This window comes from Fictibacillus sp. FJAT-27399, assembly GCF_001510655.1.
Taxonomy (GTDB): Bacteria; Bacillota; Bacilli; order Bacillales; family Fictibacillaceae; genus Fictibacillus_C; species Fictibacillus_C marinisediminis.
In genome coordinates, this window is sequence record NZ_LMVC01000001.1 from 944,695 (window position 1) to 967,961 (window position 23,267).

Sequence of the window (23,267 nt, forward strand, 5' to 3'; positions counted from 1 at the left end):
TAGTGTCTCTAATTTTTATAACCCGTTCCTTACGTTGACAATAAACAAATGTCAACGACTTCATATTCTTTAATTGTGGGCAGTTGGATCGTTGCCCATCCTCCGTGCTGGACAAAGTCTGGGCTTTTTTTGCTTCGTAAAAATGTAATAGAATCAATCTCTTTTGGTAATCGGATGTTTATCGTCAAATCTGATAAAGGCAGTACTTCAGTAATCGGTCTCGTCATCGAAGCAGTGTAATTGATTACATGAATAAGAATGCGGTTCTCCCCTTGATTTCTCAAGGATACATGAATGGATTCTGTATTTTGTACAGTACCGACGTAGATTGGAATTTCCACAAGTGACTTCACCGCATTCTCCATTAGCTTCCTGTATTCCGGAAGAGCAAACGCTTCATAAAATTTGCCTACATTTCCGGCAAAGTAAATACTTTCTCCCAATCCATAGCCATTTTTAACGATATAGGGGTGCGATGTCTTTCGGGGAAGCTCACAATATCTCGAGATCTGTTTTTCCCGGTAGAACATCACGCTTTCTGCACCATGATTGCTAGCAACTTCAGTTCCTAACCGTGCAGCTGGAATTAACTGCTGGTCAATGGATGTAAGCAAATCATGACGTGAATCACATTCAATATGATCGTATTGGCAGTGGCGAATAGCACGTAACGTTATGCCAAACACTTCCGCTAACAAAGGCTGATTCCTTTTCTGCCCATCTTCCTGATAAAGAGAAGTATCAAATGATCCTATGATCTTCCCTCCTCTATTAACATAAGCTTTGATACGGTTGGCCTCTTCCTCGTTCATGACACTCACATTGGGCAAAATTAAAAGTTCATACTTTGCAAATGAACCATCTGTTATTGATGCATTGTCTACAATATCAAACGGTATCCTGCTTCTTGATAAAACATCATACCACCCCATAAAGGATCCTCGGGCATCGCTCTTGTCAGGATCTTTCAATTTGTCCTGGCCAGCTGTAAAATCGGTTTCTTCTGCGGAAGATTGATAAAAATTGGCGGTATCATAAGACCACATTAAAGCAACAGATGCCATTGATTTTGTATCGGTATAACACCCTTCATTCTCTTCAAGAAAGGTATTGATTTCCCTCACCGTTTGCATTCTTTGGTCAAGATTATTGTCATTGTAAACTCCATACCAAGTGTTGGCACCGTGAGATACAGCCATTGCATGTGTCAGCCATGTTTCAGCTGCCGATAATAAATAACGGGACCAGGGGGCAAGCCGGCCTGCAATCGCTACACAATAAGGTTTGCCAGCAGACTGGGTTTCAAGCAGTTGAGCTGTGGCGGCAGGTTTCCAGATCGGGACCTGTCTCAGATCATCACTTAAAAATCCTCCTTCGGCTAAGAGCATATCTTGATGTTCAACGGTAAGCCGGTTATCCCGGCTGCAATAAATGGTTGGGACCAGTTGAGGACTGTTCATGTAAATCATGGCATCCGGTTTTTTGCTTTTTAATAGCCGGCTTGCTGTCTTCATAAAAAGGGCAATGGACTCCCTTTTAAAACGAAATAAATCCTTTCTTTCTTGAGGCGTTGCTTTTTCCCACACAGGAAGTTCATAATGAAAAGCCTTTTGGAAATCATGTTTACAGCTTCTACAATAGCATCCTTCAATACGAAAAAAGGGACCATCCAGGAAAATCCCTTTTATTTTATAAGCTGCCAGATTTCTTATGACTTGAAAGGCGTACTCGCGAAAAGGGGAATTTATGCAAGAATATGCCCCAGATCCGTAAGCACTTGGTATGGGCTGGCCATCCGAATAAACCTGCTGATAGTCAGGATGCTGCACAGCAAGCGAGGATGAAAGCCAATGAACATTGAAGTATACAATAGGGTTAATTTCCAGCTTGTCATACTCGGCCTCTATTTGTTCTAAAATATTTTTTCTTACTTCTACAGCGCAATCAGATGGATAGAACGTTATTCCGGACTCTCCTTCGGCAATATCATGTACTTCTACGTGTTCACAATTAAAGCCCAGGCTTTTTCGAATGAGAAACTGCTCTTGAAGGTCAAGCCTTTCATAAACTTCAGGCCCGGGTGGAATAAAATCCACAATCCTCAGCGGCTTTTGTTTCCATGTTAATGTTTTCATAGGTTACCAATGCTCCTTAGCCTTTAATCGATCCTTGCAGCCCGCTTACAAAATGACGCTGCATGGCAATGTAAAAAATAATAACGGGAACAAGGGAAATAACAACTCCAGCAGCCATTGTTTTTACATCCGTACCAAACGTTCCGGATAAGTAAGCAAGCCCTAAAGAAATCGGGAACAAACTGTCATCTTTTAATATGATGAGCGGCCACATGAATGAATTCCAAACAGAAATAAATGCAAAAACACTTAAAGCGGCAAGCGTTGGCCTTGTTAATGGCAGTATGATACTCCACCACACACGAAAAGGACCACAGCCATCAATAATCGCTGCTTCCTCAATTTCTTTGGGAATGGCCAAATAGGCCTGCCTCATTAAAAAGATAGAAAAACCTCCTACTAGACCTGGTAAAATAAGTCCCCACCATGAATCTACCAATCCCAGCTTTTCCACAATGATATACAAGGGTACCAATTTCCCTTCTTCAGGGAGAAACATCGTTGCAATAATGGCATAAAAGATAAAATTTCTTCCCGGAAAATTCATTCGGGCCAAAGGATAGGCTGTTAACGCCGTTAAAAAAATGTGGGCAGGAACCATGATGATGATTAATAGAAATGAATTTAACAGATAACGCGGAAAAGGAATAGCCGTCCACGCTTCAATAAAATGGTCAAAAACAGCGGGTTTTGGAATAAAACTTGGCGGAAAACTGAAAACATCCTGGCTGTTCGACTTGAATGCAGTAGATAAAAGCCATAAAAATGGTCCTATGAAGATGCAGGCTACCCCAATTAACAGCAAATACAAGAGAGCAAGTTTACTAACTTTCTTCCAATTTGTTTTTTGTCTATTCATCATTGTATGGATTGACCCCCTCTTGAAAGCTTGTAATTGATGATGGTCAGGACCATAAGGATCAGCCACAATACCATTCCCATAGCAGTAGCGTAGCCCATATCAAATTCAACAAACGCTTTTTGATAGATATAAAGCGGTAGAGACATTGTACTGTCCAGCGGGCCTCCACCTGTCATTACGTAGATGCTCGTAAACATTTGAACCGTTCCGAGTGTGGCCATAACAACTGTGACAGCAAAAACAGGCCGCAGCTGGGGCAAGTATACATGCCAAAGAATTCGGATTTTTGAAGCCCCGTCAATTTTTGCCGCTTCGATCAACTCCTTGGAAACCGTCTGCAAGCCAGCTAAATAAATCAGCATATAAAAGCCCGCCGCCTTCCAAGCTTCCAGCATAGAAACCGCCGGAAGTGCTGTATTTTTATTCAACAGCCAATTTATGTCTGCATGATCCCATCCTATTCCATGAAGGGCTGCATTAATTAAACCGGTTGGATGATATAAATATTTCCACACGATGGCTACAGCCACCATCGCTGTTACAACAGGGAGATAATAAATAACACGGAAGAGAGTGATTCCTTTAATCGAACGGTTTACAAGTATGGCCAAAAATAAAGGGAGGATGACCAGCATAGGGACGGTTATAACAAAGTATTTCATGGAGTTGCCCAGTGCAATCCAAAATTTTTCGTCCTCCATCATCATTTGGTAGTTTTTAAGCCCCGTCCATTCAGCAGGAGATAAAATATGATATTCGGTAAAAGAATAATAGAAAGCGTTCAGAGTCGGAACATATTCAAAAACGAGGAGGAGCACAATTGCCGGCAGCAGGAATACATAAGGAACATAGTTGAATTTTTTCTTTTTCTTTTGTTTAACGGAAGCTTTGACCGTTTGGTGGATATTTGTTTCTACTTGGTGGACGGCCATTTTACCACTCCTTTCAATCAAACAGTAGCAGCGGACGGGAAACCCTCCGCTGCTCTTTTTAAGTACTAAACGTTATTGGTTCTTTAGTGCTTGATTCCAATAGTCTACCGATTTATCCAGTGCTTCTTTTGCCGATTGTTCACCCATCAAGGCAGCACGGATTTGTTCAGTAAAATAGTCTCTTAACTTTTCCTCATCTTTGATCCCTAAAATATTAACCTTTAAATGCGGAGCTGTTTCCACCATAATTTTCCTTGCTTCATCATGAATGGTCTTCCCCTTTGATTCTTTAAAAAACGGGTCTTCCAATGTTTCAGTAGTCGATGGGAATATAGGAACAAGTTTGGCAAAATCCAATTGATTCTTTGCGTTAGTAACAAAAAGAGCAAACTTAGCGGCTTCTTTTGGATGCTCTGATTTCTTTGGTACGACAAAGGTTTGAATGGCTTTAACAGCTACGGTTCCATCTCCTCCGGTTACAGGTTTTGTCACTTTAATCTTCTTAATTTCATTAGGAGCATTTTTTTCCAGATTGAGTAAGGTGGCTGCTACGGACTGCCCAGCCTGTGCCTGCTGCTTATTTTCATAGGTTTGCTGAAGCTGACGGTCATCCTTCGTTACCGCCCCGGGAGCAATTGCTCCATTCTTGTAGCCGTCTACAAACATTTGTACAAATTTCACGTGTTCGTCTGAATTAAATACCGCTTTTGTATGATCATCATTAAGGATGGGAAGCCCTTGGCTCACAAAAACTTCAATACCTGGCAAGTCATTGGAACCAAATACTTTTGGGAGTTTCTTATGAATCATTTTTCCGTTTTCCAAGCTTTCTTCCCATGTTTTTGGTGGATTGTTGGGATCTAATCCTGCCATTTTATACACTTCTGTATTAATGGTGCCAATTGGAGGTCCGCCATAGTACCACGGAAGCCCTTGAAGTTCATCCTGGAATGTTAAGCTGTCAATCAATCCAGGAATATACGCATTCAATTCATCTTTGGAGATAAGTTTATTAAGCGGGGACAGAACATTGTACTGCTGAATCATGGAGATATCACTGCTGGCCAGATTGACCACATCCGGCACTTTCCTGCTTTGTAAGGATGTCAAAAACTTTTTGGATGCATCGGCACCCGGAACATCTACCCATTTAATCTTGATATTCGGATTGGCCTTCTCGTAATCATTGATCATACCCTGAATATAATCATTAAAATTCTTCTTTAAATTAATCGTCCAAAATTCAAGTTCCACCTTTTCTCCGTTTTTGCTGTCACTTGATGCTTTTTCCTCGTTTGAACAAGCTAACAAGGGAATAAATGCAAGTAGAAAGACCAAAAATAGAAACGCCAGTTTTTTCCTTTTCACGTAAGCCCCTCCCCAACCATCAAATTTGATTTAACCAGGTTTATGAAAGCATTTTTGTAAAGGTTTTCATAAACTTGACTTCATTATAATGACCACTTTATTTATAGACAAGTCTTTTAACTGTCTTTAAATATATGATTTTTCAACATTTACAAAGGATTGGCAGAAACAATCCGCTGATATTTAATTTCCTTCCCTACCCCTTTCTTTGAGTAACGGGAAAATGAATCATAAAATAGCTTTTCCTCCTCCATTTCATCCAGTGTGTCAATTCGTCCATCAATAAAAGACATAAGCCGATCCCGTACTGTCTCTATCCTTGCCAGCAGTCCGCCATAACGAATATCAAGGATTTCCCATCCAAATGGTTTGTTATTTGTAAACCATTGTCTTCGATGGATCATACGAAGCTCCTTAACGGCTTCTTCTAAAAGGTTCAATTCTTTTATAGCTATTTCCTTTAGTTCTTCCTTCCTGTTTCCATGGTAAAATTCACTTATTTTTAATCCTAATTCACTCTTAATGCTTAGTACCGTACACAGCTTCATCATGAACGAGTAAAGAGATTTCCAAGGAGAAGATGTCCCCAAATATCTTTGCAGTTCGTCTTTAATGTCTTGAAAATGCTGTGAAAATCCGAGGCCATCTATATTTTTATCGAACAATCCGAGTAAAATATCCTGCCACAGCAGGTACTTTGCGGGACTGTCGGGAATCAGGGCATGTATGTTAGCTTGAGGATGCACATCTAACTTTCCCATCGTTAAAAATGCCTCATAATTTCCACCCGTGCAGAATTCAAACCGCTTTTTCAGCTTGTGTTCGTCAACAATGCTGTTATACCCATGTTCCGCAAATAACTGCAAACCTAAAAGGGCAAAAAAGAAATTGCTTTCCGCGCCATTATCACCCCACAATGTCGCAAAAACCTCTCTCACGCCTTTTCTTTTGCATACAGCCAAGGCAGGATTGCTTGTATGAAACGTCTTTTCATAATGAATCGTAGGACCATGCCAGGTCCAGATTCCTCCTGCAAAAATCGGGAGACTTCCGAAAGCAGCATGTTTGTCAATATACTGCTCATAAAAGCCTTCTTCCTCATTGTAATAATCCCAATACACCATTTGTACTTGTTTAGAGACTTGTTTTGTCTCTTCTTCAGGGATTTCAATATTTAAATCATAATAGGCATCTGTTTCAGACCATACTCGAAAGTACATATCACTCCAAATCATGGGACGCAATTTATACTTTTTCAGGATATCTTCGACCAGCTTTAAATGTTGAGTCATTAAGGAATAACGGTTTTTTTTCCCTTGCTGGTCAAGGTAGTTTCCCCTGCCTAGTCCATGTGCTTCGTCCATTCCAATATGGATTCGCTTACTTCTAAAAGGAGATGAAGCTGATACAATCATTTTTTCTATGAACTCATATGTGTTTTGATTCCCGACCAGCAAGACGTCTTCCGTGTCTCTGATCGCTGAAGTGTGGGACCATTTTAAATACGTTGATAAATGGGCTAACGTCTGTATGCAGGGAATCACTTCGATTCCTAAAGAGTAGGCGTAATCATCGATTTCTTGAAGCTCCTCATTACTATATCGTCCGCGCATATAGCCAAAATACGGATCACCATCAATCGTATAAGTGTCTTCTGTATACAGCATCATGACATTTAAGCCCATAATGGCCATATAACGAAGAAAAGTTTTGGCCGTTTCGGTTTTCATGACAGCGTTTCGGGAACAGTCAAACATTGCCCCATTCATATCAAAATAGGGCTGTTCTGTTATGTGGAACGTTTCTTTTTCACGCGTTGCTTCCACAAATAATCCCAGCGCCCGGAAAAAATGTATTTTATCGTGGTAACCAATCAAACCTTGGCCATTTTCCAGCTGAACGTCTAGATGCGAGTTTGAAGATTTTACTACATGAATGGGAAGTCCATCTTCACATATCTCAATGCCAAGCAGTTGAGCAATTTTTTCAATTCCTTCTTGCAATGTCTCCAACTCACCCAGAAATGACACTTTCATTGTCATCCTCCTCCCATGACGGGAAGATGCGACTGAGCGACTTTTTTAACGGCCTTTGCCGCATCATAAATCCCTTCTTCATCTTCCAGCAGCACGGTTTGGGTGATCCACAAAACCTGCTGGTCACCCATTCGTTCAGCAACGGGACAAGTCTGTATCCTTCTTTCTCCTGTCCATTCCTCAATTGAATTCTGTATGGCGTCGTATTTCGTAAGAGACGTATATCCGCTTGCACAGGGAATTCCTTCTGCAGAAAGCCGTTTCATGAACTCAGCTTTATGAAAAGACCTGGCGAACTCTTCTTCCAGATAAAACATATAGAGGTGATAACCGTTACGGGTCACCCGTAAATCGTCTCTAAACAATTGTATCCCGTCAATGTCTTTGAGCAACTGATCCAAAAGAATCGCATTGCGATTGCGCCGTTCCACCTGTTCTTCAAGCCGCTGCATCTGTCCGAGCAATACTGCTGCCTGAAATTCAGTAAGACGCAGATTCCATCCTATCGTGTCGTGCTGGTACCAAGCACCGTCACGGCTCCTTCCTACGTTGCACAAAGACCATGCCTTGTCAGCTAGAGTACGGTCGTTTGAAACGATCATTCCTCCTTCACCAGCTGTTAAATTTTTGCTTGATTGAAAACTGAACGTGCCAATATCGCCAATGGCTCCTACTCCTTTTCCTTTCCATTGAGATCCTACCGCCTGGGCTGCATCCTCAATCAATGCAATCCCATGTTTCCTCGCGACAGCGCTTAACCGGTCCAAATCTGCTACCGTCCCTCCGATATGAACAGCAATAATGGCTTTTGTCCTTGGGGTGATGGCTTCCTCCACCTTCTCTGGGTCGAGAAGCATAGTATCTTCTTCTACATCCACGAACACAGGTATCGCTCCAAACATTAACGGGGCCGTTGCTGTAGCTATAAAAGTATAAGGGGGCATGATTACTTCATCGTATGGCTTTACTCCCGCTGCCTGCAAAGCAACGGTGATAGCAACGGTTCCATTTACAACACTAACGCCGTAACCAGCATCTTGAAAACTTGCAAACTTGTTCTCGAAAATAGGAAGTTTTGCTTCATAACCTGCTAGATTTGCTCCACCTGAACCTCCCCATTTTCCTGAGTCTATCACTTCGTACAGCAGCCGTTTTTCTTCCTCTTCACTAATGGGCCAGATGGGATAGGGTTTGTTCCTGACGGGAACGCCTCCATGTATGGCGAGCTTATCCATGTGATCCTCCTTTCTGTAACGTACCGGCAACTTTTTGTTTTAGGTAAAAACGCGCTACTTTCTGAATGGCCGCAATCATTGCTTCGATATCTGTCTTTGTATAAAACTCATTGACAGGAAGCCGTAAGGCGGTTTTCAGTATGTTTTCAGCTTCAGGGCACAATACCCCTTCATAGGCAGCACCAGTCACGTCAAAAGGAAAGGTACTGTTTTGATAAGCTGAACGCTTTTGGAATAATCCGCTTTTGTAGACCACTTCAGGAATATAGCCTGCTGATGCAGGAATTCCTTCTTCTTTCAAGGCAGCCGCAAATTCATCCCTAGTGCAATGAAATTTGGAAGGTTCAATACGGAACATATAGAACCAATAGGTGCAAACATTGCCAGCATCTACTTTATGTGGATGAATACCATCTAGCTCTTGAATTCCTGCTGTAATCTTGTTTCCATATGCTGTTCGGATGGAACAAATCCCAGAAAGCTTTTTCAGCTGTGCGATTCCAACGGCTCCTTGAAGTTCCGTCATTCTGTAGTTGGGAGCAAGGTAAGAAAGATCTCTATTTACAATGCCACCCAGTCTTAAATAATTCTTGTCAGCAAAAGCATGAGTCAATTTATAATCCTGCTCATCAGCAGAATTTACGGTTACCATACCGCCATCACCTGTGCTGATATGCTTAAAATCATTTGTGCTGAAACAGCCATAATCACCAATGGTACCTGCCAGCCTTCCTTTGTACGAAGCAAGATAGCTCTGTGCACAGTCTTCAATCACTTTTAACCGGTACTTTTTTGCAAGAGCCATGATCTCATTCATATCTGCAGGATTGCCTGCTAAATGAACGACTAAAATCGCTTTCGTCCTGGGTGTTATGCACGCTTCAATGGATTTTGGGTCCATATTATACGTGTGAGGATTAAGATCAGCAAAAACAGGGATGGCATTTTGATAAAGAATTCCAATTAAAGTCCCTTGATCGGTGATGGGGCTCGTAATGACTTCATCGCCTACAGTAATCCCAGCTGCACCCAGTGCTGTATGGATAGCTGCAGTACCAGATGAAACTGCCACACTGTAGGAAATCCCGTACATTTCATTAAACGTCTTGAGAAACGTTTTTACTTTTTCTCCTGTATGATAAAAGAGCGTATTTTGTTCAAGAGCCTCCAGTAATTCCTTAGCCTCTTCTATTCCAAACCGTTTGCCTGTTCCAAACGGAGTATCCTTGACTTTCCTGCCGCCATGAACAGCCAGTTTTTCACTCATGGAACTTCGTCTCCTTCCCAGGAAGCACCATTTCTTCAGTTCCTGCTTCCACTTTCTGCTTTTTGCAGTAAACTCCGAATCGTTCGATATAAGTACCACTGTTTTCTTTTTGTTTTACCGGAATGCAAATGACTGCACCTAAGCATCCGTCCGTATATTCCACTTCTCCTTCTGGCATTATTCCTTGAATCTTCATCCTGGTACGGCGCCTTACCCACTCGTTGATCTGGTCTCCGGTCCAAAAATGGTAACCCATCTCTTTTGCCTGACGCACCACTTGTTTCAGTGCCTCCTTCACCGTTGGTTCCCTGTGAAGATGGATCTGATGAAATAAAAAGTGGGCAACTCCTCGCACCTCCTTCGCCTTTGTTAAAAACGGCTTAATGATGGACGTATCTGCTAATCTTGATAAATCCACATCCTGTGTTAAAAATCCTATTTCTAATACATCATAGATACGGTTTTGTTTATCTGCCCATGCAATAGGAAAATAGGGGTGGCATGTGCCAAACAAAAAGCCAACATTCCCTTTTTTACTAGGTCCTCTCGTTTGATCCGACTGGATGCCGATACTTTCACACCATTCAAATAGTTCTCCCCAGTTTTGAAAAATCGTGTAATGGTTCTTATTGGAGATAATTGGCTCTACACTACTCACTATATGGAGCCAGTGTAACTGTCTTTCCATTTCCAAGTTACTCCAAGAACCACCGTCCTCTTTCCTGGCATTGTAGTGAAGTGCAATTTCATGGCCTTTCTGACGGATAACAGGATATATAGCAGGGCTGTATCCCGGCTCCATCATGCACCAGGTGCTATGAATATCACATTCTTCTAAAATAGCTAGAGTGGTATACGCAGATTCATCGTCATTTACATCACTATCATGAGAGACCATGGCTAACTGCTCTATGCCATCTGGCCAATAATCAAGAAAAGGCAGTGTCAATCCCTGATCAAGGACGGTTTTCATCAAATGAGAAATCATAGCTTCTTTCCATAAATCAGCATAAGGAACAGAAAAATATGGCTGGCCAGTAGAGGTTCGCAAACGATCCATCTCCCAATCCATTGCAAACCCATCGTCTGCCTTTAACAGCCCATCATCTAAATTAGCCGTGCCATCCGGAGCTGGCGGCCCATCTTTTGTTACAGGTTCTCTTCCCTGCTGCATCCCGACAATGGCTCCAATGATATCCACCGTCCAGCGATGAAGGATGCCTTTTCCTATGTCCCATTTCTCAAGCAAGGCGCCAGTACTTCGTCCTTCCCTAGAACCTGATTTGATTTCTCCGGACTTTTGGCAATGAAACAGAGAGGGTGATGCAGTCCAAGGAAATGCGTGAAAAAAACGTAAAAATTGCTGATTGTAAACGCCATAACCACCATCTATTAGGTACTCTTTCAAGCCCATGCGTCGGGCAAACTCCCCTAATGTGCCAAAGGAAATAACAGAGCCTCCCGAGTGGATGTAATCCCATAGATCCTCTGTCTCCTCAAGCTTTAGTGGCGGCAATGCCAGCACAACAATGTCAAAGTGATGTAGTTGTTTTGTTTCTTCTATTGGTGTGAATGGGATTCCCGCATACTGAAATAAAGAACTACAATAACATTCAAAAACGTTTTCGCCTCTTCCCCAATTATGGATGGCGCGTTCTTTATCCAGATACACACCTACCCTTGCCATCCTCAATGGCGGGCCATCCTTTCCCCGAGCTGAACAGTTTTACCAGTCTGCCGGCTTTCATTCGCCGCTTCGATAAAGCGGATTAATTCCATGGATTCTTCCATGCCAACCGGAGGTGCTCCGGTTAAAAACATTTTCATTACTTCTTCAAGCAAGCTCGCGTAATGCGGCTTTGTACCTTTTTGGCAATCCACAAATGCTGTACCTGAACCTCGGTGGACCAAAGCGCCAAATTGATTATTTCCTGTACGATTTCCTCTAACCGTTCCTATTCTTCCATCCGCCCACTTGCCAACGATGACATCGTGATCATGATTTACGGTGCAGCTTACCTGTTCGCACCCGGCTCCCATGACGGTAAACAGCATCTCTACCGAATGAATCCCATACCAAAAAAGGCCGGGCAACGGAGGTTCAATTTTCATGGGACCGTATGTATCTGCCCCGATGATCGAGCCTTTTTCCATGGCGGCTTGCTGAAGTTCTTCAGAAAATCTCAAGGATGAGCTGCTGCTGACTGGCACGTGGTACTGCTGTGCCAGCTCAAAAATCTGACGGGCATCAGCTGACGAACAGGCTAATGGTTTATCAATATAAATTGGTTTTCCATAAGGAACAATTCTTTTAAATTGTTCAAGGTGGACTCTTCCGTCTACCGAAGTTAATAAAATTGCATCTGTTTGTTCCGCTACTTCTTCTGGACTCCCGGTCATTTTCACATTGTAGTTTTCTTCCAGCTGCCGTGTAATCGATCCTACCCGCGAAATGCTTAGTTCAAAATCCGGCGAGCCCCCCGGATAAGCAGCCACAATCTTACCCCCCTTGATATAATGAGGATTTTTCTCATTATTTAAAAGATCGGTAAAAGCTGGACAGTGAGTGGTATCAAGACCAATCATTCCAATTTTCAGCATTTTGATGATGTAGACCTCCTCCTGAAATTTTCTGAATAATCAATCTCATTATAAGGGCAAAGTTTATTTAAAGACAAGTCTATAAAAAGTCTTTTTTTCTTAATTTCCTTCAGCTATAATAAATTCAACATGTCTGATTTTTGGAGGTAAGTAAATCGTATGGCGTCTCATTCTCCGGAGGAAACGGAAAACGGTGTTGCTATTGGTGTGATCGGCCCTTCAGCTTTAATTGAAAAAGCCCGTGAAGCGCTGCACTCTTTTCCATCTTTCATACCACTTTTGCGCAGTTATGAAGAAGAAAGTGAAGTGATGGATCTTACAAAAGACTTACTAGCGAACGTAGAGGTATTGCTTTTCCTCGAATATCACTTGTTCAGGAAGGTAAAAGAACAGCTTCATTTTCATATTCCCGTCCATTACGTACCCCTTATGGGAACAGGTTTGTATCGTTCTTTGTTTCGAAGTAAAAGCCTTTATGGTTTAAGGATGCTGACCATCGATTCGGTTCCTAACCAGTATGTGAATCAAATTTTAACTGAGCTTAACGAAAAGAACACAGTCCTGCATATTTTTGAAGGAAGTCCGTTGGCTACGACGGAAGAAATGGTGAATTTTCATTTATCACATTTTGACAACAGGCCAGGCTCTTCCGTGTTGACAGGTATTGAAGCTGTTTCCGAAAAACTTACCGCTCTCGGAATACCAAATGAATGGGTCACCCCTACCCATCAGGATTTAATCGTATCGTTGGAGCGGGCGTTATTAGCCACCCGTACAAGGAGAAACAAAGAATCTCAAATTGTCGTTGGTTTAGTAAACATTGATCAGTTTCGCAAGATGGTGGACAGCTATCCATCAGAACATGAGGTTCAAAAGCTGAAACTTGATTTACACCGGCTGCTGCTCGATTACGTGAAACTTCTCGACGGCCACTTAACAAGCCTCGGCGGAGGAGAATATTTATTTTTCACTACAAGAGGCATCTTTGAAAGAGAAACAAGAGGTTATAAATATTTGCCTGTCCTGGATGAGGCTGATAAACTGTTGGGCATTTCCTTAAGTGTTGGAATCGGCTTTGGCCGAACAGCCACCGATGCGGGAAACCATGCGAGAGTGGCACTCCGACAGTGCAAGGAATTTGGCGGAAAAGCCTGCTATATCGTCAGGGAGGATCTCAGTGTGATCGGGCCAGTAGAAATTACCCATCCGATGATCTATGACCTTTCCATAACGGATGACAAACTTCTTGAGGAAGCAGAAAAGGCTGGAATGTCGGCTGCTTATATGAGCAAATTGATGGCACAAGTCGCCCGGTACAAAAAAGCTAACTACACTGCTCAGGAACTCGCTTCCATCCTCGGTATTACCATCCGAAGTTCCCACCGAATCCTTGGACAATGGATAGATGCAGGTTTGGTAGACGTGGTGGGAGAAGAAAAAATTTCATCAAAAGGCCGTCCCCGCCAAATTTACCGGCTGTCTTTTGTTGCCGACCATTTAAAAAAAATAAGAGAAGCAGTGGAATAGACTCTATTCCACTGTATAGTTTTGAAGCTTTTCACTACTAACCTTACAGCCTATCCCGTACCGATCACCAAGGTATACGGTTCCTTCTTCCCGTACAGGCCCCTCCGAAACAGGATCATCTGCAAGAAAAAAAGGTCCATTTAAATCTACTGGTGCTGATATTTGCAAGTAATTAAAAAGATGGGCACTCGCTGCCAGACCAAGTGTAGATTCGGTCAAGCCCCCTCCGAGTAAAGCCAGCCCCGCTTCCTTTGCAATTTCCCCGCAAATTTTTGCACGGTACAAACCAGCCATTTTAGTCAGCTTAATGACAGCCGTATCACATGCTTCCATCCGAATCGCCTGTAGTAGATCACCTGAACTCCAAATGCTTTCATCAAGTGCAATAGGAATGTGCACTTTCCTTCGAATTTCCGCGTGTCCTAAGAGATTATTTGCACTAAGCGGCTGTTCGAATACATCCACTCCTAATTTCTCAAGTTTCCTTGCAACATAGATGGCTTGTGCCACAGTATAGCCCTGGTTCGCATCAACCCGGAAAAATAGGCCGGGAGCAGCTTCCCTTACCGCTTCTGCCAAATGGATATCGTGATCAGGATCAAATCCGATCTTAACATCCAGCCCCTTGTACCCTTTTCTGTTAGCTTCTGTGGCTTTTTGAACCGCTTCATTCACGTCTCTTGTACTAATAAGATAAGACAGGCTGATCGTTGAATTCGTTGAACCCATCCATAATTCTCCAATGGTTTTTTTATTCCTTTGTCCGATTAAATCATGCAGCGCTGTATCGATCGCAGCTTTGGCAATCGGTTGGCCAACAGTCAATCCACTCTTAATTTCCTGGTTCATCACTTGGTGCACATAAGAAATGTCGTCAATCCTTTTCCCTATGAGAGCCGGAATGAAATAGTTGTTGATGGTGGTGGTAACTGATTCGATTGTTTCATAGCTCCATCGATGACTGGGCCGTGCCTCCCCCCACCCGCTTATTCCATCCTTATCCGTTATTTTTACATAAACATGTGGAGCACCTGCTTGCTTATTACCTACTGAACCACCTGAAATCCTAAAGTCCTGAAGCATGGGTAATGTTAAAGGAAAAACTTCTATTTTAGAAATAAACATCTTAAAGCTCCTTTCTTGAAGCATGACTAACTTCCTAATTTTTTCCTAAACTATTAATAGACATTTTATAGACGTGTCTTTTTTTGATAACGTTAAGCTACAGAGAAAGCTACAAAGAAAATTGCCTGAAAAAGGAGGATTACTATGAAAAGAAAAATGAGTGTGATCGTACTCTTGTCTTCCATCTTGATGTACAGCCTGCTGACAGGTTGGGCTCCTCTTCCAAGAGCGGCGGCTCAGACCGACGGACAACCCGGTGAGATTTTAGCTGATTATGCTGGTGTTGTCAGGGAAACATCCCCTCGCTCTGATGGGATTTACCACATTGATACCCCGAGATCCATTCAAAAACTGAAAGAACTTCATATCAATACGTACTACTACCTCGTTTGGCATGAGAAAACGGATTGGGACGATTTAAAGAATGAGTTTTTGCCTGCAGCCCGTGATGCCAATATCAATATTGTTGTCTATCTCGTACCTCCCTCTGAATCTACCGGCGTTCGAAAATCTTATCCTTACACCACCGATTACATTGCATGGTCAAAAGCTATTGCCCAACTCTCCCTTGACTTCCCTAATCTTATTGGATGGGCCATTGATGATTTCAACCACAACCTGTCTACTTACACACCTCAATATATGGCACAAATGAAACAAACTTCTGAGGCCATTAACCCAAAACTCATGTTTACTCCGCAAATGTATACCGACTCCTTGAACGAAAGCTTTTTACAAACAAGAGGTGCTTATATTGATGGCGTCATATTGGCTTTCAGAGATGGAATCTATCGAAATACGCAAGTCTATGAATCTGCTCAACAGCAAATTGATACCGCTTACAACCTATTAAGTTCCTATGACCTTCCGCTTTATTGGATGCTGTATGCTTCACAGCTTTCCCTTACCCCGGCAAACCCTTCAGCAAACTACGTAAGAGAAGTCGTGCAAATTGCCTTGGATAACATGAAAACAGGCAAAATTAAAGGGGTCACTACGTATGTTCTTAAAAAGAACTTTGAACCTGAACCAATAGACGACAAGGCCTTTAATGATACTGGGTATCTTAACATTTTTGTTGGAGCAGGTGCACCTACCACAGCCGGAGATTATGAGGAAGCTTCACAGAACATCCGTGTGGACCGAAAATCTGATCAATACTCGTTAACATTCCAGACAATGGATCATGGCCCCAATGCGATGGGTTACCATAAAAAACAATTGCTGATCGATAGCCAGGTGGTGTGGGAACAGGACACAGCCGAAATTCTGACGGATTTGCAGTGGAATACCATTCACGTTGATCTTACTCCGTATTTAAGCGGAAAGAAGAATGCCCGTCTCTCCTTTCGTTTTTATGAAGCCCGCCCTGTCAACAATTTCTGGACTTATGCTGGTTTTGATGGTCTGCAGCCAGAAGGATTTTCTGTAGAGAATGGTGATTTTGCAGATAATAGCTCCTGGGCATTTTCCTCTATCTCTGCCGCCATTATTGGTGAGATTATGCATTACGACGAAAATCGAGCCGGAAGAGCCTATGAACAAACAAAAAGATCCTATTTAACCTATGAGTTGTATCACTCTATTTATACTGCAGATCTTAAGCCAGAAACAAAGACCGATTTAGCAGAAAAAGCTGAGATGGTAATGGATGAATACTTTTCCGAAAATAATCAAAAAGCGATCATTAAGCTTCGTCAGCTGAAAAACAAAATACGGATTAAAAGCGGACGGGAGATTTCCCTGGAAATGGCAGAGAAATGGGAATCAATATGTGACGAACTGCTAACCTACTATGAAAGCGAGATGTGAAGAATGTCCCTCTGGAATTTTCCAGAGGGTTTATTTCTTATAAATGCTTATTGACGAACTCAAGGGTTTTATCAATATGTTCTTGGCTTCCTGGAGCATTGTGTGTCGAGAAAGGATAAACCTCTATTGATTTTTCGGAAGTTATGTGATTATACACGCCAAAAATCGTTTTTGGAGGGCACACCGCATCCTTTAACGCGACAGATAATCTGACTTTGCTTTTAATATTTGAAGCGAAATTAAGATTGTCAAAATAAGTTAGGTTTTCAAAAACCTTTTCCGTGTATTGGGGATACCTTGCTAAAAAATTCTCGATAAATACGAGAGAGCCTTCTGTTTTTAATTGAATCGCCAGCTCCAAATCACACATATTCGGAACGTCTGCCACTACCAATTGCGGCCGAGGATCCAGAGCAGCCACAGCTAAAGCAATCCCCCCTCCCAAACTTGACCCTATTAAACAGATTTTTTGTGGATTTACCTCTGGACGCGTTAAACAATAATCAATGGCCCGTTTAGAGTCCAGATAGACTTTATAATAGTAGTATTCTTTCTTGTTCATAAGCCCCTGTGTTGCCCAGCTGCCTAGTGTTCCCGAACTATAACAGGAATCATCCCCCGTCTCTCCCATTCCCCTGCAATCCACTGCCAATACAGCATAGTCCTGAATCAGCCACTGCATATACTGGGAAATGGATCCTTTGCTGCTGTTGTATCCGTGAAAAAAGATAAGGCATTTAAGATTCCGTTCCAGTCTTTTTGGTTTTAGAAAAATCCCCTTTATCAGAGATCCGTATGCTCCGCGATAAGCAACCTTTTCACATTGGATTTGTTTAATGGGATATTCCATCATTTCTGCCTGTTCATTTAACTCAATACATTCCAGCTCTTTCAGTGCCTGTGACCAAAATGAATGAAAATCATGTCTTGCCGATAGAAGTGGTTTGTAGGCACTGTATTCTTCAATTGCTTCACGAACTTGCCTCATATCATCATTCCCTTCTTCGGTAGATGGAACAAAATTAATAGATTTTAGCTATTCAGAAGAATAGAAACCGCTGCTCCCTTCGCTGGAGAATAGAACTCTTTTGAAAAAACAATCTTCGTCTGAGCAAAAGCGTCGGAAAGAGTACGTTGCTTTGCGGAAGAAATCGTCTTCTCCTGAAATTCATAAATTTGGTTATAAGGTGCTTCTATAACGATTTCTTGAGGATTTAGCAAATGAATCACCTGCACCAGAGCACGGCCCAAATAATTTCCGTATTCTTCTATCTCTTGGTGTACCCTGTGGTCTTGCTTAGCTAACTTTGTAAGATCCATGTCATTTTTATCTGAAGGAGTATAAGAGAGGCTTTGAAGAAATTCCCGAAAAGCTTCCATACTGATTATTTTTTCAAGACAACCCTTCTGGCCGCACTTGCATATTGGACCATGTGAAGCCACAGATAGATGGCCAATTTCACCGGCTGTCCAGCTGTTGCCATTCATTACTTGATTGTCTGCCACATAGGCTCCTCCGATCCCCTCGCCAATCCTTATATAAAAGAAACTAGATCGCAATTTTGGTTTGACCGTTTCTTTACCTCTTTCCGCTGCAATTTTCACATTGTTAAAAACCTCGACAGGCACATTAACCTCGGTGCTAAGAATTTTTTTTAAATCCACATCCTTCCAATTCAAATTTGCCGATTGGTATACATACCCTCTTGTCGGGTCAACAATGCCAGGTATGGCAATCCCAATCCCTTTTGCCTTATGAAATCTGCTTGCTAAGTTTTTTGAGAGGTTGATCACTTCATCCAAGACGGATTGGCTTTTTATGGATACTGACCCCTCCTCTAGTTCATTTAATTGAAAATCCAATACGATATATGAGATGTTGTCTTGCTGAACCATTAACCCAATGGTTTGAAACGCATCTGGCCTTAAGCGCAGCAAAACTTTTGGTCTTCCTGCTCCAATCGGTTCTTTTATTCCCGACTCAGCAATCATGTTTTGTTTCAGCAATTGTTCAACGATAAGAGACACTGTATTTTTGCTTACCTTTAACGCTTGGGCGATCTCCTTTCTTGAACATGGTTCATGTGTCCGAATATAGTCCAAAATATTTTTTTGATTGATTTCCCGTAACAGAGCAGTACCTTTTACCGGCATTCTATATTCTCCTGTCCTTTTCCGTACTTCTTTATAGCTTTTTAATCTTTCCTTTAAACCGATCGATAAATTGGGCATTCCATTCATCCCCTCCTGAGGCGTTTCCACTCATCCAAATGGGCGGCTGAATGCCTTCAGCCACAAGCAAAGCGATCGCTTCAGCTGTCATGGCATTCAACAGATAGGCATTCGCAAATGTAGAAATAGCGGCTACTTTTTGCTCCAATCCGCTGATTTGCAATATCGCATCGCCTACTCCAACCTTGCTGTCCAAAACGACATCCACCAATTCATGCAAGTTTTGCTTGGAAGGGTGACGGGCAGGGTGGTCAGCAGGAGTACTTGATGCATGCTCCACAGAGGTTACACCAATTGTTTTTACACCTCGCCGTTTGGCTTCCAAGGCCGCATCGATGGTCGCTGCATTAATGCCATAAGCATTAACAATGATCAGAAGATCGTCTTTCACAAGTCCATAGTCTTCGATCACAATTTTCCCATAACCCGGTGTCCGCTCGATCGCCATCGAACGAAGAGCTCCTCCACTTAGAAGCGTTCCTTCATCCAGCATAGCACTGATGTGCATAAGACCACCGGCACGAAAAAACAGCTCCTGTGAACCTAAATTGGAGTGGCCGCCAGGACCATAAGCGAAAACAAGTTTATCCTGCTTCACTTGTTGTGCCACCAACTTCGCAGCCTCTGTAATAGCATGCTGCTCTTCTTTGTGTATTTTTTCCAAGTGACGGATAATCCCCTGCAAATATTCAGTCATTAACGGTGTTTTCATGAAAATAAGCCTCCCTATTCATATATACAGAAACTCCATTTTTGTACGTTTCGGTTATGGTTAATTCATTCTTTTCTGATTGGTGAAGCAATAGAAAATCTGCTGGTGCACCTTCACAGATGCCTTTCTGTTGCGGCAAATTCATCACCGTGGAAGGATGGATTGAGGCCAGGTCCACAGCAAGAGATAAGCTGCACAGTCCCCGCCTGATCAAATGGTTAATCCCCCATGACTGCGTTTGAGCTGACCCTGCCAAAAGATCGGCATTATCATTCATATATAGCCTTCCGCTCTTATCCAGTACAACATCACCGCCAATATGAAGATGATAAGAACCTTCAGGCATTCCGGCTAATGAGACACAATCACTGACCAGAATGGCCAGCTTCCCTTTCATCCTCAGGATGACCTTTATGACTGAATCGGGGAGATGAAATCCATCAGCAATCATGCAGGCGGCAAGCTCATCGCTTGCCAGCTGTTCCCAAAGGTAGTTAGGATGCCTCTTTAACATGACATGAGCACCATTTCCTAAATGGGTAGACATCTTCGCTCCCGCCTCAATCGCGTTTTGGATGTTTTCAGGGGTGGCAGATGTATGGCCTATGGAAACGAGAACACCATGATTTGTACATTTTTTTATAAACGATGCGGACCCAGGCCATTCGGGTGATACGGTGAGGATGGAAATCCGTCCCCCAGAAGCTTCTTGCCACATCTGAAATTCAGTCCAGTCAGGAGCTTTAACGAATTGTTCAGCATGAGCTCCCCGAGGTCCATCCTGGGGAGATAAGTAAGGCCCCTCTAAATGAATGCCCGGAATGGCTTGATTGACCGTTTTGTTTGTTCCTGCTGCTTTTTGGAATACGGACAACGAGTTTATTATGTTTTCCGGGTGATTGGTGATGATCGTAGGATAAAATGTAGTTACTCCCTGGCTCCATAAATGTCGAACGGTAGATTCGATAGAAGCAGGTGTGAGCGTTGCGTCATTATAATCAATTCCTCTATACCCATTGACTTGTAGATCAACAAAACCCGGTGCTATGATCGGTAGTTCTTTTCGCTGTTCATCCTCTTCAATAGAAAGAAACACTCCATCTTCAAAACTCACTTTTACTGCTTTGCCAGTTTTATAGTGAATCGCAGAAACTTGTTTCACTTAACAGCCACCGCCAAATGAATCTTGATCTAGATATAATGTACAATTTTTGTGTTTTCGAAGAACGGAAGCAGGACAATCTTGTGTAATTGTTCCATGAAGCACCGATTGTACAGCATGTGCTTTTGTCTTGCCTGGCACCACACAGTACAGGAATTCAGCTGAAACCAATGCAGGTATCGTTAATGTAAGCGCCTCTTTTGGCACCTCATCGAGAGAAGAGAAACAGGCATCATTCACTTGCTGTCGCCGGGATGCCTCGTCTAATGTCACCACTTTCATTGTTTTTGGATCATGAAAATCTGCAACTGGAGGATCGTTGAAGGCAATATGGCCGTTCTCACCGATACCCAAACAAACAATATCAACAGGTTTTTCTTTGATTAGTTTTGTGTAACGATCACATTCTTCTTCTGCTCCATTCGTCGTTTGAATAAGATGGACTTCTCTTGGATGAACTCGATCATATAACTTATCTTTTAAAAAGGAACCAAAGCTTTTAGAAGATCCGGATGGCAAGTCCATATATTCATCCATATGGAAAACTGTAATCCGGCTCCAGTCAATGCTGTTATCTGCTGCAAGATTATCCAGCAATTCGTTTTGAGAAGGAGCCGATGCAAAAACCATCCGTAGATTTTCCTGAATCGAGAGAAGTTCCTTAATCTTGCTGCTAACATCACTTGCTGCTTGCTGTCCCATCTCTTTTCTCGTTTCAAATACCTTTACATTTAAACGATCTGATCTACTCGTTAATGGATAAACCGTCATATTCCTCCCTCTCTTTCTTCTGGATAAGGTTATCAATTGCTTCTAATATTCTGTTTTCAACCGTTCGTGAAAACGGGGATGGAAGCGCAAAATAATAAATAGAGTCCTTGGCTTCATAGCCTCCTTCACTCAGTTGGGCTGCTGTTGAAACATAACCAATCATTCCATTGCTGTACGGAAGGGGTATGATTCGTCCTCCATACTTTTCTTTCAACTTCAGACCATATTCTGTAACCATTTCGGCGTTCATGGATAGAAAGGACAGATCTTCACAAAACGTCATCAAACGGAGCTTTAAAGGTACCCCCGCCTCAAAGTCCGAAACACGCTCTTTCATAATGGTGCACCATTCCATCATCAAAAGGTCTTTAGGATAAGCTGCTGGTTCATAATGCTCGTCAGAAAGTAATTGCTCAAAGTCCAAGGACAAAACGGTGGTTGAAGTATGTACTTTTGCAGATATTACGTCCTTCCAATGCCTTTCATTAAAGCAATCCAATACTGAGCTTGCTAATCGTGAACCAAGTCGTTTTACATCCTCTTCTTCTCCCCTGTAAAAGGCATCACCTTTAATAAGGGCCGGCCGGATGTCACCGCAGCACCCCTGTAAATAACCAGCTATACATCCATTGCCTATTTTCATTTCTACAATCTCAAGCGCAGTTCCAGGAAATTCGGAAGATACATGGTTATTTCCGGTTGTAGTCGGATGGCATGCATAATGAATCAACAAAGCTTTCGTCTTTTGGCAGTGGGTTTCAAAGCGAACGAGTATGACTTCATTGTCCACTAAACCATCAGGATTAGGGGCCATGATGATCTCACCGTTTACTGCCTTTCTGCGGTTAATCCCTATATCAGAGGAAGTAGCTCCTTTTTTTACCGTCACTTCTTCCGCATTTTGTTTTGCAGACTCAATCGCAAGAAGAAGTTGTTTCTCCAAAAAATCAATATAGGAGTTACTGTAAATCCCCAGATAGGAAGTAAACAATCTGCTTGTTTGCGGACCGGAATGATTGTGTGTCGCGTGAAAAATAATGGACTCTGCGGGGATAGAAAATTGTTCAGCGATTTTCTTTTCAAGTTTAGAAACTAGATCTGACCCCCACCAAATTAAATCAGCAATAATTAACAACGAAGGGTTCTTATTTGTTTCTTCAAAGAAACAAAAAACACGGACATACAGCTTCGATTTAATTCCTGTGAAAGGGTCTTTACGATGTGCAAAACCAGCCAAATGAACTGGCTGAAAAGGAGTAATATCCTGTTTGGACGTTCCTAACCATATACTCATTTATTTTCCGCCCTTTTTGTTCATAATTAATCATAGTCTATGACTAAATATTCATCTAAAAAATACCACCTTAATCAATGAAAGTCAATTAATATTTTGAAAATTTTAATTATAAGTTGCTTGTAGTCTTTAAGTATATGACACTTTAATTTGCGATAATAAATTTCAAAACAAATTTTTCTCTAAACCTTCATCT

18 protein-coding genes are annotated in these 23,267 nt (G+C 42.1%); 2 read left to right on the forward strand and 16 right to left on the reverse strand.

The window, feature by feature from the left end; genetic code table 11:
- Positions 1 to 29: 29 nt before the first annotated feature.
- The 9 genes from AR335_RS04740 to AR335_RS04780 form a co-directional block, all read right to left on the reverse strand.
- Entirely contained in the window at positions 30 to 2,135 is a 2,106-nt protein-coding gene (locus AR335_RS04740) for a beta-galactosidase trimerization domain-containing protein (RefSeq protein WP_062232393.1), read from the reverse strand.
- A 16-nt stretch (positions 2,136 to 2,151) separates the two neighbouring features.
- On the reverse strand, positions 2,152 to 2,997 hold the full coding sequence (locus AR335_RS04745) for a carbohydrate ABC transporter permease (RefSeq protein ID WP_199805048.1): 846 nt from the start codon (positions 2,995 to 2,997) through the stop codon (positions 2,152 to 2,154).
- Positions 2,994 to 3,929, reverse strand: a complete 936-nt coding sequence (locus tag AR335_RS04750) for a carbohydrate ABC transporter permease (protein WP_062232395.1) — start codon at positions 3,927 to 3,929, stop codon at positions 2,994 to 2,996. Before AR335_RS04750 ends, AR335_RS04745 begins: the two co-directional genes overlap by 4 nt.
- Before the next feature lie 72 nt (positions 3,930 to 4,001).
- Positions 4,002 to 5,297 carry an ABC transporter substrate-binding protein gene (locus AR335_RS04755; RefSeq protein WP_062232397.1) on the reverse strand — a complete coding sequence of 432 codons (1,296 nt, stop codon included), beginning with the start codon at positions 5,295 to 5,297 and terminating at the stop codon, positions 4,002 to 4,004.
- A 149-nt stretch (positions 5,298 to 5,446) separates the two neighbouring features.
- Positions 5,447 to 7,333, reverse strand: a complete 1,887-nt coding sequence (locus AR335_RS04760) for a beta-N-acetylhexosaminidase (RefSeq protein ID WP_062232400.1) — start codon at positions 7,331 to 7,333, stop codon at positions 5,447 to 5,449.
- A 2-nt stretch (positions 7,334 to 7,335) separates the two neighbouring features.
- Positions 7,336 to 8,568: a DegT/DnrJ/EryC1/StrS family aminotransferase gene (locus AR335_RS04765; protein WP_062232402.1), complete on the reverse strand. Its 1,233-nt coding sequence runs from the start codon at positions 8,566 to 8,568 to the stop codon at positions 7,336 to 7,338.
- Positions 8,561 to 9,835 (reverse strand): DegT/DnrJ/EryC1/StrS family aminotransferase, encoded by a 1,275-nt coding sequence (locus tag AR335_RS04770; RefSeq protein ID WP_062232404.1) that lies wholly within the window; start codon positions 9,833 to 9,835, stop codon positions 8,561 to 8,563. Before AR335_RS04770 ends, AR335_RS04765 begins: the two co-directional genes overlap by 8 nt.
- Positions 9,828 to 11,528, reverse strand: a complete 1,701-nt coding sequence (locus AR335_RS04775) for a hypothetical protein (protein WP_062232406.1) — start codon at positions 11,526 to 11,528, stop codon at positions 9,828 to 9,830. The genes AR335_RS04770 and AR335_RS04775 overlap by 8 nt, the downstream gene beginning before the upstream one ends.
- Positions 11,525 to 12,436, reverse strand: coding sequence for a Gfo/Idh/MocA family protein (locus AR335_RS04780; RefSeq protein ID WP_062232408.1), 912 nt, complete (start codon positions 12,434 to 12,436; stop codon positions 11,525 to 11,527). Before AR335_RS04780 ends, AR335_RS04775 begins: the two co-directional genes overlap by 4 nt.
- A 159-nt stretch (positions 12,437 to 12,595) precedes the next feature.
- Between AR335_RS04780 and AR335_RS04785 the strand changes: the two genes are divergently transcribed.
- Positions 12,596 to 13,963, forward strand: a complete 1,368-nt coding sequence (locus tag AR335_RS04785; RefSeq protein WP_062232410.1) for a GTP cyclohydrolase IIa — start codon at positions 12,596 to 12,598, stop codon at positions 13,961 to 13,963.
- A gap of 3 nt (positions 13,964 to 13,966) precedes the next feature.
- On the opposite strand, the gene AR335_RS04790 is transcribed toward AR335_RS04785, so the two are convergent.
- Complete coding sequence (locus AR335_RS04790; protein ID WP_062232588.1) at positions 13,967 to 15,088, reverse strand: mandelate racemase/muconate lactonizing enzyme family protein; 1,122 nt, start codon at positions 15,086 to 15,088, stop codon at positions 13,967 to 13,969.
- A 144-nt stretch (positions 15,089 to 15,232) separates the two neighbouring features.
- On the opposite strand from AR335_RS04790, the gene AR335_RS04795 reads away from it, so the two are divergent.
- Positions 15,233 to 16,900, forward strand: coding sequence for a hypothetical protein (locus tag AR335_RS04795; RefSeq protein WP_062232412.1), 1,668 nt, complete (start codon positions 15,233 to 15,235; stop codon positions 16,898 to 16,900).
- A gap of 37 nt (positions 16,901 to 16,937) precedes the next feature.
- Here AR335_RS04795 and AR335_RS04800 read toward each other — a convergent pair whose 3' ends face one another.
- From AR335_RS04800 to AR335_RS04825, 6 genes are read right to left on the reverse strand one after another with little or no spacing between them, the layout of a single operon-like run.
- A complete protein-coding gene (locus tag AR335_RS04800) occupies positions 16,938 to 17,888 on the reverse strand; it encodes an acetylxylan esterase (protein ID WP_062232414.1) in 951 nt (316 codons plus the stop codon).
- A gap of 44 nt (positions 17,889 to 17,932) precedes the next feature.
- Complete coding sequence (locus AR335_RS04805) at positions 17,933 to 19,132, reverse strand: ROK family transcriptional regulator (protein ID WP_062232417.1); 1,200 nt, start codon at positions 19,130 to 19,132, stop codon at positions 17,933 to 17,935.
- Complete coding sequence (locus tag AR335_RS04810; protein WP_062232420.1) at positions 19,086 to 19,844, reverse strand: sugar isomerase domain-containing protein; 759 nt, start codon at positions 19,842 to 19,844, stop codon at positions 19,086 to 19,088. The genes AR335_RS04805 and AR335_RS04810 overlap by 47 nt, the downstream gene beginning before the upstream one ends.
- On the reverse strand, positions 19,822 to 21,006 hold the full coding sequence (locus tag AR335_RS04815; RefSeq protein ID WP_062232422.1) for an N-acetylglucosamine-6-phosphate deacetylase: 1,185 nt from the start codon (positions 21,004 to 21,006) through the stop codon (positions 19,822 to 19,824). Before AR335_RS04815 ends, AR335_RS04810 begins: the two co-directional genes overlap by 23 nt.
- Positions 21,007 to 21,777 carry a glucosamine-6-phosphate deaminase gene (locus tag AR335_RS04820; protein ID WP_062232424.1) on the reverse strand — a complete coding sequence of 257 codons (771 nt, stop codon included), beginning with the start codon at positions 21,775 to 21,777 and terminating at the stop codon, positions 21,007 to 21,009.
- On the reverse strand, positions 21,752 to 23,071 hold the full coding sequence (locus tag AR335_RS04825; protein ID WP_062232426.1) for a neutral/alkaline non-lysosomal ceramidase N-terminal domain-containing protein: 1,320 nt from the start codon (positions 23,069 to 23,071) through the stop codon (positions 21,752 to 21,754). The genes AR335_RS04820 and AR335_RS04825 overlap by 26 nt, the downstream gene beginning before the upstream one ends.
- Positions 23,072 to 23,267 lie beyond the last annotated feature (196 nt).

Excerpts from the sequence above, each read along its gene's own strand:
- AR335_RS04740 (WP_062232393.1), bottom strand. The coding sequence starts at position 2,135 with ATGAAAACATTAACATGGAAACAAAAGCCGCTGAGGATTGTGGATTTT.
- AR335_RS04745 (WP_199805048.1), bottom strand. The coding sequence starts at position 2,997 with ATGATGAATAGACAAAAAACAAATTGGAAGAAAGTTAGTAAACTTGCT.
- AR335_RS04750 (WP_062232395.1), bottom strand. The coding sequence starts at position 3,929 with ATGGCCGTCCACCAAGTAGAAACAAATATCCACCAAACGGTCAAAGCT.
- AR335_RS04760 (WP_062232400.1), bottom strand. The coding sequence starts at position 7,333 with ATGAAAGTGTCATTTCTGGGTGAGTTGGAGACATTGCAAGAAGGAATT.
- AR335_RS04765 (WP_062232402.1), bottom strand. The coding sequence starts at position 8,568 with ATGGATAAGCTCGCCATACATGGAGGCGTTCCCGTCAGGAACAAACCC.
- AR335_RS04770 (WP_062232404.1), bottom strand. The coding sequence starts at position 9,835 with ATGAGTGAAAAACTGGCTGTTCATGGCGGCAGGAAAGTCAAGGATACT.
- AR335_RS04780 (WP_062232408.1), bottom strand. The coding sequence starts at position 12,436 with ATGCTGAAAATTGGAATGATTGGTCTTGATACCACTCACTGTCCAGCT.
- AR335_RS04785 (WP_062232410.1), top strand. The coding sequence starts at position 12,596 with ATGGCGTCTCATTCTCCGGAGGAAACGGAAAACGGTGTTGCTATTGGT.
- AR335_RS04790 (WP_062232588.1), bottom strand. The coding sequence starts at position 15,088 with ATGTTTATTTCTAAAATAGAAGTTTTTCCTTTAACATTACCCATGCTT.
- AR335_RS04795 (WP_062232412.1), top strand. The coding sequence starts at position 15,233 with ATGAAAAGAAAAATGAGTGTGATCGTACTCTTGTCTTCCATCTTGATG.
- AR335_RS04800 (WP_062232414.1), bottom strand. The coding sequence starts at position 17,888 with ATGAGGCAAGTTCGTGAAGCAATTGAAGAATACAGTGCCTACAAACCA.
- AR335_RS04805 (WP_062232417.1), bottom strand. The coding sequence starts at position 19,132 with ATGCCCAATTTATCGATCGGTTTAAAGGAAAGATTAAAAAGCTATAAA.
- AR335_RS04810 (WP_062232420.1), bottom strand. The coding sequence starts at position 19,844 with ATGAAAACACCGTTAATGACTGAATATTTGCAGGGGATTATCCGTCAC.
- AR335_RS04820 (WP_062232424.1), bottom strand. The coding sequence starts at position 21,777 with ATGACGGTTTATCCATTAACGAGTAGATCAGATCGTTTAAATGTAAAG.
- AR335_RS04825 (WP_062232426.1), bottom strand. The coding sequence starts at position 23,071 with ATGAGTATATGGTTAGGAACGTCCAAACAGGATATTACTCCTTTTCAG.